This is a genomic window from Leptolyngbya sp. GGD, from assembly GCF_026735145.1.
GTDB classification, from domain to species: Bacteria; Cyanobacteriota; Cyanobacteriia; order Leptolyngbyales; family Leptolyngbyaceae; genus Leptolyngbya; species Leptolyngbya boryana.
Genome location: NZ_JAPQKE010000001.1, coordinates 169,560 through 183,838 on the forward strand (window position 1 = coordinate 169,560; position 14,279 = coordinate 183,838).

Consider the following 14,279-nt stretch of genomic DNA (forward strand, 5'->3'; position numbering starts at 1 on the left):
TTACTTTAGCAGGTTTCTTCCAAACGGATCCGCGATCGCAGATTTGATTGATTCTATAAATTAAACCAATGCAAGTTAGCTTGAAATATAAGCTTATCTCAAGTTTAATCAAGTTCATGACTCATTCTTAAGGAGCCACCGCTATGCAGGATTCGATCAAGCCATCGTACTCATCGTTGACTGAGACCGAAGAACGGTGGTCAATCAATTCAAGCCGCGCTTACTTGGTTAAAACGTTAGAAACGGTTCAAGATTTGATTGTTGTTTCGCTCTGTATTGGATTGTTCTGTGTAATGGTGATCCAATTGCGGGCAATGTTCTTCTCACTCTTGCCGCCCTTAAATTTTCATGGTGTCACCGCAGACATCTTGTTTTTGCTGATTCTGGTTGAATTGTTCCGGTTGTTGATCATTTACTTGCAGGAACAGCGTGTCTCGATCGGCGTTGCGGTCGAAGTTGCGATCGTTTCAGTGCTCAGAGAATTTATTGTCCGAGGTGTATTAGAGGTGCAGTGGACGCAGATCCTAGCAGGCTGCGCATTTCTAGTCGTCATGGCACTGCTGTTAGTCGTTCGGGTTTGGCTGCCCCCCACCTTTGAAGGGATTGACCCTGAAAAACAGCTTTCGATGCGCAAGCGGAAAGAAGCGCATTAATCCTTGCCGGATTTCGATTGGTCGCCCAAAGTAAAACCTCCGAGATTTTTACAACCTCGGAGGTTTTTGTCAAAGTCAGAATTTATTTACCGCCGGAGATCTGTGCCGCGACTTCTGCCGCAAAGTCAGACTCTTCCTTCTCAATGCCTTCGCCGAGGACAAAGCGCACAAAGCGACGAATCTGGATGTTCTCACCCAATTGAGCAACGTTCTGCTTCACCAATTCCTCAACCGTGATGTTCGGATCTTTGATGTAAGGAGTCGGCAATAAGCACATTTCATTCAAGCGCTTATCAATCCGACCTTGAACGATCTTCTCTTTAATATTGTCAGGCTTACCCGCGAGGTCGTCTTTGCCCATTTCGATCGACTTTTCACGCGCCACGATATCCGCTGGAATATCCTCGACACGGACATACTCAACGTTCGTACTCGCGGCGATCTGCATCGCAATGCTGCGAACTAAGTCTTGGAATGCTTCGTTTCTAGCCACGAAGTCGGTTTGGCAGTTCACTTCTACCAACACCCCGATCCGACCGCCGATATGGATATAGCTTCCGACCAAGCCTTCAGCCGCAGTTTTGCCAGCCTTCTTATCTGCCGAAGCAATCCCTTTCTTCCGCAGCCATTCGATCGACTTTTCCATATCGCCGCCATTTTCGGTCAGCGCTTTTTTACAATCCATCATCCCTGCGCCAGTCTTTTCGCGCAGTTCTTTCACCGCTTTTGCTGAAATGTCTGCCATTTGCCTGAGTTCCCAATTTCTTCTCTGATATTGTCCGACGAATTGGGGGAGTGGGGAGTAGGGAGAAAATCCCTCCCCCATTCCCCGATTCCCCTACTATTCTGCGGCAGCTTCCTCTTCAGTAGCTTCCGTTTCATCGTAGTCGTACTCTTCTTCTGCGCCTTCGTAGTCGTACTCTTCTTCGGCTTCGAGTTGACCATGACGACCTTCGTAAATGGCATCAGCCAAACGTCCTACAATCAACTTGATCGATCGAATTGCGTCATCGTTAGCAGGAATGGGCACGTCAACGGTGTCAGGATCGCAGTTGGTATCGAGCAACGCGACGATCGGAATATTCAACTTGACGCATTCTTGAATCGCGTTGTATTCCCGACGCTGATCCACCATGATGATCACATCTGGCAGTTTGCGCATCAGTTTGATACCGCCGAGGTATTTCTGAAGCCGTTCGAGTTCACGACGCAGCACAGAAGCTTCTTTCTTCGGCAACAGATCCAATCCGCCTGTTTCTTCGCGACGTTCGAGTTCTTTTAAGCGCTCGACACGAGTTTTGATCGTTGACCAGTTGGTGAGCATTCCGCCCAACCAACGTTGGTTCACATAGTAAGCGCCACAACGCGAAGCTTCTTGAGCAATAATTCCAGCAGCTTGGCGCTTGGTGCCAATGAACAAGAATTTTTTGCCCTGTTCAGAAGCAGTCCGCACGTAGTTGTAAGCACTATCCATCAACTGAGCGGTTTGCACCAAGTCGATGATATGTACACCGTTACGAGCGGTGTAAATGTAGGGACTCATTTTGGGGTTCCATCTGCGGGTCTGATGCCCAAAGTGAACGCCCGACTCAAGTAATTGAGCCAATGAAACAACTGGCATGAATTGATCTCCTAATTCGGGTTCATCGTCCATTCAGGAGTAGCTTTCGCCACCCGAAATCCTGAATGTGTGAGTTTAAACAGCTTATCTAGGGTAACACAAGACCTTGCCCTTGCTACGCTGAGATAGAGTTGAGGCTTCTGAGAAATGAGCGTACCGACAGAATTAGATGCAGCGATCGCCGTAGTCGGCGGAATCCTGACGGCAATTGCTATTTTTTGTATTCCTAGACAAAATCTCGATCGAGTCCCGATGTCTGGATTGTTCTTGCTGTTGATCATTCATGCGATCGTGGGTTGGGTTTTGGCGATCTCAGACGTTCAAATCGGATTATGGCTGGTCGCTGCTGGCGCAGTGTTGATTGTGGCAATGATTCGGTCTTTGCAATTAGGGCAGGCGGGTGCAATTTCGTTGGGCGGGGCAGCGATCGGTGCGATCGTCTGGGCTGTACGTCAAGATGCAAATGCACAAATCAGTGCTCTTGCATTTTTATTCCTCGGCATTTGGCTGTGGGCATTTGGGGGTGCGCGATATCGGATGGAAGGTGCGGGATTTGGAAAATCGATTCGATGGGTTTTAGCGATCGTCGGTTGGGAAGGATTATGGATTGGCTGGCTGATTGATACCTTTGTCGCACCCCAGGTCGGAATTTGGCTACGTTAGCGTTTCTTCGTTCCATCTCTTATGCTAGAAATAGCTGCTTTAGGAATTGATTCATGCAATCTGGTTGGCGAATTGGGTCATTGTTTGGCATTCCTTTGCTGATTGACCCGTCTTGGTTTTTTATCCTCGTGATCGTCACCCTGAGTAATGCGCTGCGGTGGCAATATCGCTATCCGGATTGGGGCACACCTGTGGCGTGGGGCACAGGATTCGCGATGGCAATGTTGCTGTTTGCCTCGGTGCTGCTGCATGAATTGGGTCATAGCCTCGTCGCGAAAGTCCAAGGGATTCAAGTGCAGTCGATTACGCTGTTCTTCTTTGGAGGGATTGCCGCGATCGCACAAGAGCCGAAAACTCCTGGAAAAGCGTTTCAAGTCGCGATCGCAGGGCCAGCCGTCAGCTTTATGCTGTTTGTGATTCTGACGCTGCTGACGCTGGTTTTGCCGAATAATGAAATGCCTTTGAGCATTCTGTTTCGAGATTTGGCAGCGATTAATCTTGTCTTGACCTTATTTAACATGATTCCGGGCTTGCCTTTAGATGGGGGGCAGGTTCTCAAAGCGATCGTCTGGAAATTGACTGGAAGTCAGATTAAAGGAATTCGGACGGCGGCGAAAGTTGGGCGATTCCTGGGGCTGTTTGCGATCGCTTGGGGGTTGGCAGATGTTCTGGGTGTCACTCGCAATCTAGGATTACCCACTGCGGGTGGATTATGGGCAGCGTTGATTGGATGGTTTGTGGTGCAGAATGCGAGTGCATACGATCGCATTACTGAATTGCAAGAAGCGATGCTGAAGGTGAAAGCCGAAGATGCAATGACCCGGGATTTTCGGGTTGTCGATGCATCGATGTCGGTGCGGAAATTTGCAGACGATTATTTAATTACGGAATCGCGTGCGGCTGTGTATTATGCTGCCTCGAATGGGCGCTATCGCGGCGTGATTAATACGGAAGATTTGCAACGGATTGAGCGCAGCGAGTGGGAGAGCAAGACACTTTTAGACATTGTGCATCCGTTGAATGAAGTACCGACCGTGCAAGAATCCACTCCGATTGTGGAAGTGATTCAGCTTTTGGAAAATCAAAGTTTGCCGCGAATTACGGTCTTGTCTCCGGCTGAGGCGGTGTCTGGGATCATTGATCGCGGAGATATTGTCAAAGCGATCGCACTGAAGATGAATTTGAGAATTTCTGATGCGGCGATCAAGCAGATTAAAGAAGAGGGAGTTTATCCGCCAGGATTGCAGTTAGGCGCGATCGCGCAAGCGGCATCGGAATTAAGATAGGCACGGTTTGCAGCTTAGACTGTCTATTTTCTGGCAGCATCCATTTAGCAAAGGAGCGATCGGCGCATGAGCATCGCAAGCAATCGAACTGTACAACATCGCCCCCTGAGCTTTGATGAGTTTTTAGCTCAATACGGTAGTGACAATCGCTATGAGCTAATTGATGGAGAGGTATTTGATTTGGAACCGACTGGTGTGCATGAACAGGTCGCAGGATTCATCACTCAAAAAGCTTGTGTGCAAATCGACTTAGCAAATTTGCCTTGGCTGGTTCTGCAACGTCCCCTTTTCCGTCCGCCCAACATTGAGATGACAGCATTTCGACCGGATGTAGCTGTGATCGATGAAATGGCGTTAGAGAATGAATTGCTCTGGCGAGAACAGTCAATTTTGACACAGGGCACTTCGATAAAACTTGTGGCTGAAGTGGTCAGTAGTAATTGGCAAAATGACTATTCTCGCAAGTTGGAAGACTATGAAACTTTGGGAATTCCAGAGTATTGGATTGTAGACTATGCAGGCTTAGGTGGCACTCGTCATATCGGTAGCCCAAAGCGTCCCACACTTTCCATTTGCAGATTAATAGAAGGTCAATATCAGATTCAGCAATTTCGGGGAGAGCAGTTGATCAGTTCACCCACATTTCCGGGTCTGAATCTGACGGCTGACCAAGTTTTAAGAATTAGACCGTAAACCACTTCTCCTATTTTGTTTGTTGCCAGCGTTTCGCCAAGTTCCAGCCTTCAAACACATCAACTATTTCATATTTTAAGCCAGGTATCTTAGCAAGATTGGGATCAATCCAAGCGTAATCGGTGTTGGGTAAAATCTTAGGATTCTCGATTTCTTGTCCAATTTTGGGAGTGTAGAAATTGAGTAAGAGTTGCGTTTTGCGATCGTCACGACTCAGTGCTTTTTCATCGACGATAAAGCTCACAGGCTGCGATCGCAAGACTTCCTGTACATTGGCTTGGAGTAGAAATTGCTTCAGTTGCGGATCGTAATCTCCCCACAATCCAGTTAAATGTAAAGCTGCGATCGCGAACCAAGACGTGACGAGCCAACTAGCTGCCCAGTAGTTTGCAGAGTGAGCCATGCGATCGCGCAAAATCCAAATGAGCGGCAAACTCAACCAACCTAACCCAACAGCTAAAACAACCAGGGCAATCTTATCTAATTCACTGCTTCGCAAACTGCTAGAGTGCAGCAGTTGGGCAATGATCATGCGTTTATTCACAAGAACTAAAAAGAGAATCGCGATCGCACCCATGAATAGATTCAGCCCGATAAACGCTCCTGTGTATTTCTTCTCGGTATAGAGATGGACGAGATGAGAAAGTGCGATCGCGGCAAATAGCCCAACGAACGGCATTAATTGCAACGGATAGTAATGTGTTTTCGTTCCAAACAATGTTAATTCAATAAACAGAGTAACAGGATAGCCAATGAGTAAAAATCGAGTTTGATGTGATTTGAGCAATGCTCTAATGTCTGGATGTCGAAATGCTAACCACAATCCGCCTAATGCAAAAAACACCCAGGGAAAACCATTTGCAGGAACATTCCAGAAATAATAAAACTGATTTGCTCCTTGATACGTTTGTCCACCTAAATGAAATAGTTTGCCAAATAATTCTTGAATTGGTGCGGTTCCATATTTCTGAATTGCTGCTCCTAACCAGAAAATCACAGGCATAAGCCCAATTCCGAATCCTAGATACAACCAAGGATCGAGTAAATGCCGATGCCGACGATGCTGAGCAATCAAATAGGGAAATAGCGCGATCGCCGCTGGAATGATCATGAAGCCTTTGATCATGAAGCCCCATCCGAACATTGCTCCAGCCACAAATCGCCAAGAACGACCCGAAGTCTCGGCAAGCAGTAATGTCCAAATTGCAATGAGTTCGATGCAGACTAGAACCATGTCTTGAGTTCCGAGCCGAGCATATTGTGAGACTAAGGGAATGACGCTAAAAATTGCGGCTCCGAGCCAAGCCATTCGAGGAGTCGTCAGACGTTTGCCGATCGCATAAGTAAGCAATACACTCAAAATAAATGCGATCGCGCTAGGAAGTCGAGCAGTTCCTTCACTAATCCCGAATCCCAGGTATGAGCTAGCAATCAGCCATTGAATCCCAATGGTACGATCGAAACTATAGCCTCCTCCCCATTGTGGTGTGATCCAATCTGCAGTTTGCAGAATTGCGCGAGCTTGAGTGGCGTAAATCCCTTCGTCGTGAGCCATGAGGCTTTGTTGAGAGCTTCGTAGTACAACAATAGGGAGTACCCAGAGAAAAAGAGTGAGATAGGGAAGGAGCCGTTTGAGATTCACAACGCACCAGAAAACGCTTTCGGTGCGAATTCTACCTTAGATTCTTCGCGATCGACATTGGATCACGTTTGCGGAAAGTCTCAGGTGTAATTTGAATCTGATGGCAGAATGGTGCTGGATATCGCGCTTTTCGGAGTTGCTTATGCGATCGCTGATTGAAACGATTGATCAAACGCTGTTGCCTGATTTAAATATCGAGAGTTGTGACCCGCATGATCCGATCGTCATTCATCGTGTGCCTGCACCTTGGCAAGTGCTAGGAGCCGGAAATTATGCGGCCGTGTTTACGCATCCAGATTTTCCGGATGAAGTGGTGAAAGTTTACGCACCAGGACGACCAGGTTTTGAAGAAGAAGTTGAAGTGTACGATCGCTTGGGTGCTCATCCAGCTTTTTCGCAGTGTGTCTATGCGCGAGATGGAATGCTGGTTTTGAAGCGACTGCATGGAGTCACGCTTTATGACTGTATGCACCGAGGGATTCGGATTCCGGTGCAAGTGATTCAAGATATCGATCGCGCTTTGGACTATGCTCGCGATCGCGGGTTGCATCCGCATGATGTTCACGGGCGCAATGTCAACATGTATCAGGGACGCGGCTATGTGGTGGATGTGTCGGACTTTTTGCATGAAGAAGCGTGTTCTGCTTGGACAGATTTGAAGAAGGCTTACTATTGGGTGTATCGTCCGATTCTTCGTCCGTTACGGATTCGGATTCCTTATGCGCTGCTCAATGCACTTCGGAAAACTTATCGCTGGTTACGATCGCTTAGAGGTTAAATTCTAGTCGTCTATGAGATTTGTTCGACAATGGATTTATAGTTGCTGAGCTTTAAGATGCAACTTTGTTCATGGATTGGGTTGTTTCTAACTGAATATCTGCAGGAGCTAAGGTTAGAAGCGCGATTGTATGTCCTTTTGCATTGATGAATTCAATTTCAAAAGCTTGCCCGTCGCTATAACAATGCACAACAGCTCCACGATCGCCAGCTCTTAGACCATTTTCTTGAATATCGCGAGTCAGAATCACTGTGTCTAATTCTTGAATCATTTCAGCCTCTTGTATGTTCAAAGTGGATGTGCAGTTACAAAGCGTGGGGTTTCTTGTCCCATATCAATGATCCAATCCCATATCAATGATCCAAACGGTTCTTAGCGAAATCAAGTATCCATTGGGGGCTTCTATTTCTCCTTCGATGATGTATTTTGTGCCGTGTGGAGAAGTAACAACTTCCTTGACAGATTGCAATCGCGCAATCTCCAGAAGTCTTTGCTCTAGGATATCTACATTTTCTTCATTAAAGCCAGCACCACGAAGTAATTTTGCTTTTGAGCCTCCAACGGAGTGAGTTTCTGAGAGCAAGTATCCAAGCAACTTTTGGGGTTGAATAAATGCGGTTTCTCGGTTCGGTAAGTTCATACGGTGCGATCGCGAATCCTGTCATATCATCTCAAATTTTCTAGGTGCGATCGCTTTCTCCTATTATCCGCGATCGCACATTTTCCGCAGATTCGCGATCGTAGGATTTTACTCTAGACCTAGCTGCTGTTTTAGAGCGAGCTGCGATGAACTATTTACTGGTGAACTGTGATCTCATTACGACTCAGTTCCAGATAAGAGTGTTGTTCAAACAACTCAACAATTCGTGATAGATTTTGCGTAAATACTGTCTCAAGATCTGAGTTTTTGATATTGCCAGTTGTGACTAACAGCAATTTGTATGGTTGTTGAATGGTTAGAAAAGAATTGAGAAAGTCTGCGTCTTTTGTAATGACAATTCTTTGTTCTGCGATCGAGAGCGTATTGATGTCAGCATCGGAAGTTGCATTCTGTTGTGGAAGATCGCGCGTATGTAGCGTGTCGTATCCTGCTTCTGATAATAGTCGTGCAAGACGAGTGGGCAATTGAGCATCGACTAGAAATTTCATGAAGCAATTTTGTGAATACTTTTAATTTGGCTGAGACGAGCGGCAAATAAAAGCGCTGCGAGGATATCTTCGCGTTCTAAATCTTCATAGTCTGCCAAGATTTCTTCGATCGTCATGCCTGCACTCAGAAGTTCTAAAAGGAAATCCACTGGGTAACGTAAGCCACGAATGCAAGGTTTACCGTGGCAAATGTTGATATCGTGGGTGATTCGTTGAAGTAGATTCGTTTCCATAATAAATGTGCGATCGCTTTCTCCTATTATCCGCGATCGCACATTTTCCGCAGATTCGCGATCGCATGTAACTTAGATGATGTCGTTGTCTGAATCTTCTTCTGCGGGGTTAATGGCATCAAGAACTTGTCTAACGATTTTAGGATGCAGAATTTTACCTGAATGGAAAGGTACAACTACTCGAATGCCATTCTTGAAATAGATTCGATGACTACCGTTTGTTCTGATGAGTGTAAAGTCAGCATCTAATAAAAGTTTTTCTGCTTCTTGAGCAGTTAGACGTGGCGCTTTAGGCAACTTGCACCTCTAATGTCATGGTCAAGATTTCCTGCTTTTGAAGAATGCTTTTCTCCTCGTCTGAAAGAGTTTCAAGATATAGCTCGATCGCTTCTTTAATATTGGCTTGAACTTCTTCTAAGGTGTCTCCCTGAGTTTGACAGCCTTTGAGCGCTGGACAGTAAGCATAATAACCGTCTTCGTCTTTTTCAATTACGACATCAATTTTGTACGACATGATATCTGTCCTCGATCGCTTTCTCCTATTATCCGCGATCGCACATTTTCCGCAGATTCGCGATCGCAGGATTCTACTCTAGACCGATAAGATTTGTTCGACGATCGAGATCGATTTGCGCTTGCATTTCTATCTGCAAATACTCCTGCTTGGCTCAACAAGACAGAACGTTGATCAGGATTTTGGGATTTTGATTAGCGATCGCTTAGAGTTGTGAGATATAGCTCGATCGCTTCTTTAATGTTGGCTTGAACTTCTTCTAAGGTGTCTCCCTGAGTTTGACAGCCTTTGAGCGCTGGACAGTAAGCATAATAACCGTCTTCGTCTTTTTCAATTACGACATCAATTTTGTACGACATGATATCTGTCCTCGATCGCTTTCTCCTATTATCCGCGATCGCACATTTTCCGCAGATTCGCGATCGCAGGATTTTACTCTAGACCGAGCTGCTGTTTTAGAGCGATCGGAACATTCCTTGCTGTCTCTAACCCTCTTACTCCCTCCCAGTTTGTGTCAACACTCCAAGCAATTCCTCTTAAATTCGCAGAGCTAAAATCTGCATTCTGGAGGTGAGCACCCATCATACTCACCTTGAATAGATCAGCGCCTGTGAAATTAGCATTCTGGAGACGAGCTTCATTCAGGAAAGTTCCATACATGACCGCTCCACTGAAATTTGCTCGACTGAGATTAGATTCAGAAAGATAAGCCCCTCGAAGGAATGTGTTACTCAAATCTGCATCTCTAAGATCTGCGCCTCGAAGAAAGATACCGCGCAAATTAGCTCCTCCAAAATTTGCATACCCAAGAAAATTCTTCAAGGCACGACAGAAGGTATCTGGATGTATACAGTGACTATACCCAATCACTTTAAGTAGTCGATATGCATCAAAATCAGAAGAATCCCGTTGACTACATGGATAGAACTTAATGCAATCTTTCAGGTCATGTCTGCTTTGTGCGTATTGATTTAATTGAAACAGCAGAATTAGAACATTCAGTCCTACCACTACGTCTATACATCGTATATCTACTACCTCTTCAGTCAAAAGTTCTGGAATCTGTTCTCTTATGCTTCGTACTTTGCGTTGAAATAAGTTTTCGTTTGGTACATCAAGAAACTCACCATTGCACCATCGTAAATAGAACTCATTTAGACGCTTAAAGAGAGTAAAAGGCTCAAAACCCTCACTTTTCCCTAACAGTGCCATGAGATAGTCAACAATTTCAGGCGATAGCGCACAAGTTCCAAATAAGTCATAAATCTCCCAATTGAATTGGTCAGGTGAAACATAAAATTCTTGCCGCCTTTTTCCGGGTTCTGTCCAAGACTCAATTGCAATTTTCAAGCGTTCTGCACAAAGGAACTCTCCGAAACTTTTGTGAATAAATTCTACTGAGCCGCCTCTTTGACTTCCAGGTTGAAGATAAAAAGCTGCCAAGGAATTCCTAAGAGGATTGTCCTTTAGCCTTTGGCGGGCTTCCTCTAGAAGGCATTGGACACTAGAATTACCTTTTAGGCGTGATTCGATCATAGCGATTCGAGCATATCCATCTCCAGATTGAACACAATATCCTGCTTCAGCCAAAATCAGTCGCAGATCTTCAGTCTCTAATTCAGTCAACTCTCGATTTAGCATATCTGGGCGCTGCTTTGTAAGTACCCAATCGATCGTCTTTTCATAGATCAAAATTTTCGCCTGAACCCCTTCTGCCCCTTCAAAGGCACTTAACGTAAGCTCACCGTCTCGGTGCATTGCTGCTAGTAAATAGAGTAAAAGTGGCTCTCGTGATAGTTCTCGAACTCGCTTCGGACATTGTTCGCTATGCAAAAATTGCTGGAACGCACTCGTTTTCTCACTTCCAGCTAGCTGCACCCACTTCGCAAACCATTGTCCTTGCAGTTCATCACTCATCTCGATAATTTCGAGCCGTTCCAAGTTCGTTGGCATCTTGCGTTCTATACTCTGAAGCGACAAAGTACGACCTGTAATCAGGACTCGATGCCCTTTTTCAAAATTCTCCTGACATCGCCGCTGAAACTTTTCGGCTTGTTCTAAAAACTCTTCTAACCCGTTACTTGTCCGCCCTTGCATTAGCAACTCATCAAAGCCGTCTAGTAAAAATAAAAATCGAGTATTACGATCGCTCAACCACCCCTGATCACTCGCCGCAAAATTTCTATTGACTGCTTTGCGTAACGTTTCCTCAAAATCTTTCTCTAAACTCTGAATGTCCCGCAGTCGAATCAAAATTGGAGTCCAATTCGGATGCTCATTTACCCGCACCCATTCCGCAAACATCCGACAAAATACACTTTTTCCCCGTCCCGGATGCCCTTGGATGAATAGCACCCTACTTTGTTCGGGTTGATTCAGCCAAGCTTTCGCCCATTGCTCCAAAACAACTGGATCGCGCTCCTCATCTTGCTCTCCATCTTTGTTGATAAACCTCGCTTCCGTTGGCACATAAATCTCTTTCAGCGTAAACGGCTCATTAAACACTCTCCAACGATCGCGCAACACCTGAATCGTTGAATCCGGTGAAATCACATCCCGCAAATACTCTTCAATGCTGAGATACTGTTCAAACTTCTCCTGTCCCCCAGTCGAAAACCATTTCACGACCGGATTGACCTTCTCACCCATTCCAGCCAAGGCAGTCTGAATGTAGTAATTTGTATTTCGAGCAACTATCTCAGCACTTCTGCGCACATCAGAACATCCGACCTCTGTTAATCGCGCTTCTAGTACTGCACTAAAAGCTTTCGCAATCTCTGATTCATGAAAAAACAAAATTGCAGTTCGAGCATCTCGATCGCTCATCTCCACTTCTGCTAACGATCGAATCTGCCGACTCACAGACTGCGAAGCTTCATTCTGCGCCACATCAATCTCTGAAAGAAACGCCCTCACACTATCCAAATAAGCCAACTGCACCACCAACGCCATACATTCCTCCAGCGTTAGTTCCTGCTTCGTCGCTTCATGAACTAAGTTCAGCAACGTTACCGCAATCGGTGCAAATGGAATAGCATCTTTGACAATTTGCGCGATCGGCGAATTGAGCAATTCTAGTAACGAAGTCATTTGCCCAGCATAAGGCTTCAACGTTGCAACATCCGGCGATTTCTCCTTCAGTGTCTTCGCAAACTCTAAAGCAGCTTTCGCTGATTCCGCTCCAGTTTTCGTGATCTCGACAACTGATTTATTCGCGATTTTTTCAAGAAATGATCCAATCTTGGTTGCCATTGCCATTTGCTCGATCGTCATCGAATTTAAGGTAACGCGAAAAAAAGCGATCGCCCAATCTCTTAAACATTTGAACGACAACGATCTGGCAATGATCTAGATACTAGCTTGCAAGTGCTGAAAAAGCTTCGAGATACAGTAACCTCAAACGTCGAACTTTCATCGCCTTCGCTTCTTCTTTTTCGCCTTCGGATCTTCAACTGGAACAGGTTCTAAACGATCTAACTCCGGCAACTTTAGCGCAATCCCCGCAAAAAACCAGTAATACACCGCCACCGGATCAACATCCAACGGATAGTAATACGTGTTGTAACTAATCACCAACACAAACGTCCAAAGAACCGCTCCATATCCCCGAATATTCTTATCTTTGACTGATCGAAACGCTCGAAAACAAGCGATCGTCAAACTCGTCACCAACACCACAAACAACACGGTCCCAATCGGCCCAATCTCATACATCACCTTGGGATAGTACGTCTCAATCAACTGCGTATCCCCCATTGCCCGCGCCGAATTCGTTGCGCGTCCCAACCCTTTCCCAAGGAGACTCGCCCCCCGCACTACCGTTTCAAATTGCTCTCGAATAAACGCATCAGGCGGTGATGCATTCCAGCGACCCACTGCACTATCCAGCCGTTCCTGTACCACCGCTGGATTCGATGCCATCGCCACCATAATCGCTCCCGCCAGTCCAATTCCGATCGGCACAAATCGCTTCAAATTTGCAATCTGCCCCGTCGTAAACAACTGAATCACAATCATCACAGGCACAAGCATCAGCGCAATTCGCTGTCCACAAATCACTGCCATAATGATCGTCATCAGCATTCCAATCCCACCGATGATCTTCCAGACCAAATTGCGATCGAAAAACGTCACTGCAAACGTTGTAAACGCACTCGAAATCAAATACCATCCCCACTGCCACGGAGCTACAAACGTCCCCGGCAATCGAATCACCCCTTGCTCTGGCGTATACAGTAGCGCCCCTCCCACAAAACACCGTGCATCCAGCGACGCCTTAAATAATTCCGCCCCTGTCCCTTCAGTCCCCTTGCACCGTCCTGTCTTCAGCATCATGTACTGCACAAATGCCAATCCACAGCAAATGATCACGACCACCACTGTGATTCGCATAAAGTTATAGACATCCTGCTTCTTCTTCATCAAGTAATAAGCGCAGGGAATCAGCGGCACATAGCCTAGTAAAACTTTTAAGCCCAAGATGCCCATGAAAAAAGGTCGTTCAAGCGGCTTCTGAGTCGTCATTGCCACCTCAGCCGCAGACAACTGCTGCGAACCATTTACGAACAGCAGCACCAACATACAATAAACGAGCAGCAGCATCAGAGGCGTTTTCATCAACTTCGGGATCATCATCGACAAATCCCGCTGCTTACAGTACTGATAAATACTGATCAAAGCAGGAATATACATCCCATCTTTCGCCAACTGCATCAGCGGATTATTCCCCACCGTGGCATACGTAATCGTTCCGCCAAACGGCATGTAAATCATAAAGGCATGAAGCGCTTGCCAGGGAAATTTGAACGATAGCATCAGCGTCAGCACGCCCGCAAAACCACCGCCTGCGCCTTTAATTCCTCCAACCGCAAATAATGCTAATCCCACCACGATCGAGATCATCGTGGACATAGAAATAAAATTAACAGCCGCTTTACGGGCTAACATCACCCGACGTTTTTCTGCCAAACGCTCTTTCAGGGACAATCCTGGCTCTGCTTCTGAGACCTTGCTTTTGCGCTTCTTAGCCATATCCGTGTCAAAATAA

Annotated in this window: 17 protein-coding genes; 5 read left to right on the forward strand and 12 right to left on the reverse strand. The window is 46.0% G+C overall.

Translation table 11 applies throughout. The annotated features are described in order from the left end of the window. Positions 1–143: 143 nt before the first annotated feature. Entirely contained in the window at positions 144–653 is a 510-nt protein-coding gene (locus tag OU814_RS00815; protein ID WP_268179733.1) for a phosphate-starvation-inducible PsiE family protein, read from the forward strand. 82 nt (positions 654–735) lie between these two features. Here the strand turns inward: OU814_RS00815 and tsf are convergent, their stop codons facing one another. Together tsf and rpsB are read right to left on the reverse strand one after the other, a co-directional pair. Then, positions 736–1,398, reverse strand: a complete 663-nt coding sequence (tsf, locus tag OU814_RS00820; protein WP_017291010.1) for a translation elongation factor Ts — start codon at positions 1,396–1,398, stop codon at positions 736–738. Between the two features lie 96 nt (positions 1,399–1,494). Continuing rightward, positions 1,495–2,274, reverse strand: coding sequence for a 30S ribosomal protein S2 (gene rpsB / locus OU814_RS00825; RefSeq protein WP_190649560.1), 780 nt, complete (start codon positions 2,272–2,274; stop codon positions 1,495–1,497). Between the two features lie 147 nt (positions 2,275–2,421). On the opposite strand from rpsB, the gene OU814_RS00830 reads away from it, so the two are divergent. From OU814_RS00830 to OU814_RS00840, 3 genes are all read left to right on the forward strand, one after another. Continuing rightward, positions 2,422–2,937: a hypothetical protein gene (locus OU814_RS00830; RefSeq protein WP_268179736.1), complete on the forward strand. Its 516-nt coding sequence runs from the start codon at positions 2,422–2,424 to the stop codon at positions 2,935–2,937. A 53-nt stretch (positions 2,938–2,990) separates the two neighbouring features. Next, positions 2,991–4,223, forward strand: a complete 1,233-nt coding sequence (locus OU814_RS00835; RefSeq protein ID WP_017291007.1) for a site-2 protease family protein — start codon at positions 2,991–2,993, stop codon at positions 4,221–4,223. Positions 4,224–4,289: 66 nt separating this feature from the next. After that, positions 4,290–4,916: a Uma2 family endonuclease gene (locus OU814_RS00840; RefSeq protein WP_268179738.1), complete on the forward strand. Its 627-nt coding sequence runs from the start codon at positions 4,290–4,292 to the stop codon at positions 4,914–4,916. A gap of 10 nt (positions 4,917–4,926) precedes the next feature. Here OU814_RS00840 and OU814_RS00845 read toward each other — a convergent pair whose 3' ends face one another. Next, positions 4,927–6,471: an ArnT family glycosyltransferase gene (locus OU814_RS00845; protein WP_268179740.1), complete on the reverse strand. Its 1,545-nt coding sequence runs from the start codon at positions 6,469–6,471 to the stop codon at positions 4,927–4,929. Between the two features lie 229 nt (positions 6,472–6,700). Between OU814_RS00845 and OU814_RS00850 the strand changes: the two genes are divergently transcribed. Continuing rightward, complete coding sequence (locus OU814_RS00850) at positions 6,701–7,336, forward strand: serine/threonine protein kinase (RefSeq protein WP_268179742.1); 636 nt, start codon at positions 6,701–6,703, stop codon at positions 7,334–7,336. Between the two features lie 52 nt (positions 7,337–7,388). On the opposite strand, the gene OU814_RS00855 is transcribed toward OU814_RS00850, so the two are convergent. From OU814_RS00855 to hpsL, 9 genes are all read right to left on the reverse strand, one after another. Further along, positions 7,389–7,607, reverse strand: coding sequence for a DUF4926 domain-containing protein (locus OU814_RS00855; RefSeq protein WP_190649551.1), 219 nt, complete (start codon positions 7,605–7,607; stop codon positions 7,389–7,391). A 63-nt stretch (positions 7,608–7,670) separates the two neighbouring features. Continuing rightward, entirely contained in the window at positions 7,671–7,976 is a 306-nt protein-coding gene (locus OU814_RS00860; RefSeq protein WP_017291002.1) for a DUF6883 domain-containing protein, read from the reverse strand. A gap of 155 nt (positions 7,977–8,131) precedes the next feature. Continuing rightward, the gene (locus tag OU814_RS00865) at positions 8,132–8,485 is read right to left on the reverse strand and encodes a DUF5615 family PIN-like protein (RefSeq protein ID WP_190649547.1); all 354 of its coding nucleotides are present in this window, start codon (positions 8,483–8,485) and stop codon (positions 8,132–8,134) included. After that, positions 8,482–8,718, reverse strand: coding sequence for a DUF433 domain-containing protein (locus tag OU814_RS00870; protein ID WP_017291001.1), 237 nt, complete (start codon positions 8,716–8,718; stop codon positions 8,482–8,484). Before OU814_RS00870 ends, OU814_RS00865 begins: the two co-directional genes overlap by 4 nt. Positions 8,719–8,790: 72 nt before the next feature. Continuing rightward, positions 8,791–9,015 carry a type II toxin-antitoxin system HicA family toxin gene (locus OU814_RS00875; protein WP_017291000.1) on the reverse strand — a complete coding sequence of 75 codons (225 nt, stop codon included), beginning with the start codon at positions 9,013–9,015 and terminating at the stop codon, positions 8,791–8,793. Then, the gene (locus OU814_RS00880) at positions 9,008–9,232 is read right to left on the reverse strand and encodes a type II toxin-antitoxin system HicB family antitoxin (protein WP_268179746.1); all 225 of its coding nucleotides are present in this window, start codon (positions 9,230–9,232) and stop codon (positions 9,008–9,010) included. The genes OU814_RS00875 and OU814_RS00880 overlap by 8 nt, the downstream gene beginning before the upstream one ends. Positions 9,233–9,426: 194 nt before the next feature. After that, entirely contained in the window at positions 9,427–9,591 is a 165-nt protein-coding gene (locus OU814_RS00885) for a type II toxin-antitoxin system HicB family antitoxin (protein ID WP_268179748.1), read from the reverse strand. A 73-nt stretch (positions 9,592–9,664) separates the two neighbouring features. After that, on the reverse strand, positions 9,665–12,505 hold the full coding sequence (locus tag OU814_RS00890) for an NACHT domain-containing protein (RefSeq protein WP_268179750.1): 2,841 nt from the start codon (positions 12,503–12,505) through the stop codon (positions 9,665–9,667). Positions 12,506–12,643: 138 nt separating this feature from the next. Continuing rightward, positions 12,644–14,263: a hormogonium polysaccharide biosynthesis protein HpsL gene (hpsL, locus tag OU814_RS00895; protein WP_017290997.1), complete on the reverse strand. Its 1,620-nt coding sequence runs from the start codon at positions 14,261–14,263 to the stop codon at positions 12,644–12,646. Between the last annotated feature and the right edge of the window lie 16 nt (positions 14,264–14,279).

Bases quoted from the DNA above. Each gene is read 5' to 3' on its own strand.
- OU814_RS00815 (WP_268179733.1), top strand. From the start codon at position 144: ATGCAGGATTCGATCAAGCCATCGTACTCATCGTTGACTGAGACCGAA.
- tsf (WP_017291010.1), bottom strand. From the start codon at position 1,398: ATGGCAGACATTTCAGCAAAAGCGGTGAAAGAACTGCGCGAAAAGACT.
- rpsB (WP_190649560.1), bottom strand. From the start codon at position 2,274: ATGCCAGTTGTTTCATTGGCTCAATTACTTGAGTCGGGCGTTCACTTT.
- OU814_RS00830 (WP_268179736.1), top strand. From the start codon at position 2,422: ATGAGCGTACCGACAGAATTAGATGCAGCGATCGCCGTAGTCGGCGGA.
- OU814_RS00835 (WP_017291007.1), top strand. From the start codon at position 2,991: ATGCAATCTGGTTGGCGAATTGGGTCATTGTTTGGCATTCCTTTGCTG.
- OU814_RS00840 (WP_268179738.1), top strand. From the start codon at position 4,290: ATGAGCATCGCAAGCAATCGAACTGTACAACATCGCCCCCTGAGCTTT.
- OU814_RS00845 (WP_268179740.1), bottom strand. From the start codon at position 6,471: ATGGCTCACGACGAAGGGATTTACGCCACTCAAGCTCGCGCAATTCTG.
- OU814_RS00850 (WP_268179742.1), top strand. From the start codon at position 6,701: ATGCGATCGCTGATTGAAACGATTGATCAAACGCTGTTGCCTGATTTA.
- OU814_RS00855 (WP_190649551.1), bottom strand. From the start codon at position 7,607: ATGATTCAAGAATTAGACACAGTGATTCTGACTCGCGATATTCAAGAA.
- OU814_RS00860 (WP_017291002.1), bottom strand. From the start codon at position 7,976: ATGAACTTACCGAACCGAGAAACCGCATTTATTCAACCCCAAAAGTTG.
- OU814_RS00865 (WP_190649547.1), bottom strand. From the start codon at position 8,485: ATGAAATTTCTAGTCGATGCTCAATTGCCCACTCGTCTTGCACGACTA.
- OU814_RS00870 (WP_017291001.1), bottom strand. From the start codon at position 8,718: ATGGAAACGAATCTACTTCAACGAATCACCCACGATATCAACATTTGC.
- OU814_RS00880 (WP_268179746.1), bottom strand. From the start codon at position 9,232: ATGTCGTACAAAATTGATGTCGTAATTGAAAAAGACGAAGACGGTTAT.
- OU814_RS00885 (WP_268179748.1), bottom strand. From the start codon at position 9,591: ATGTCGTACAAAATTGATGTCGTAATTGAAAAAGACGAAGACGGTTAT.
- OU814_RS00890 (WP_268179750.1), bottom strand. From the start codon at position 12,505: ATGACGATCGAGCAAATGGCAATGGCAACCAAGATTGGATCATTTCTT.
- hpsL (WP_017290997.1), bottom strand. From the start codon at position 14,263: ATGGCTAAGAAGCGCAAAAGCAAGGTCTCAGAAGCAGAGCCAGGATTG.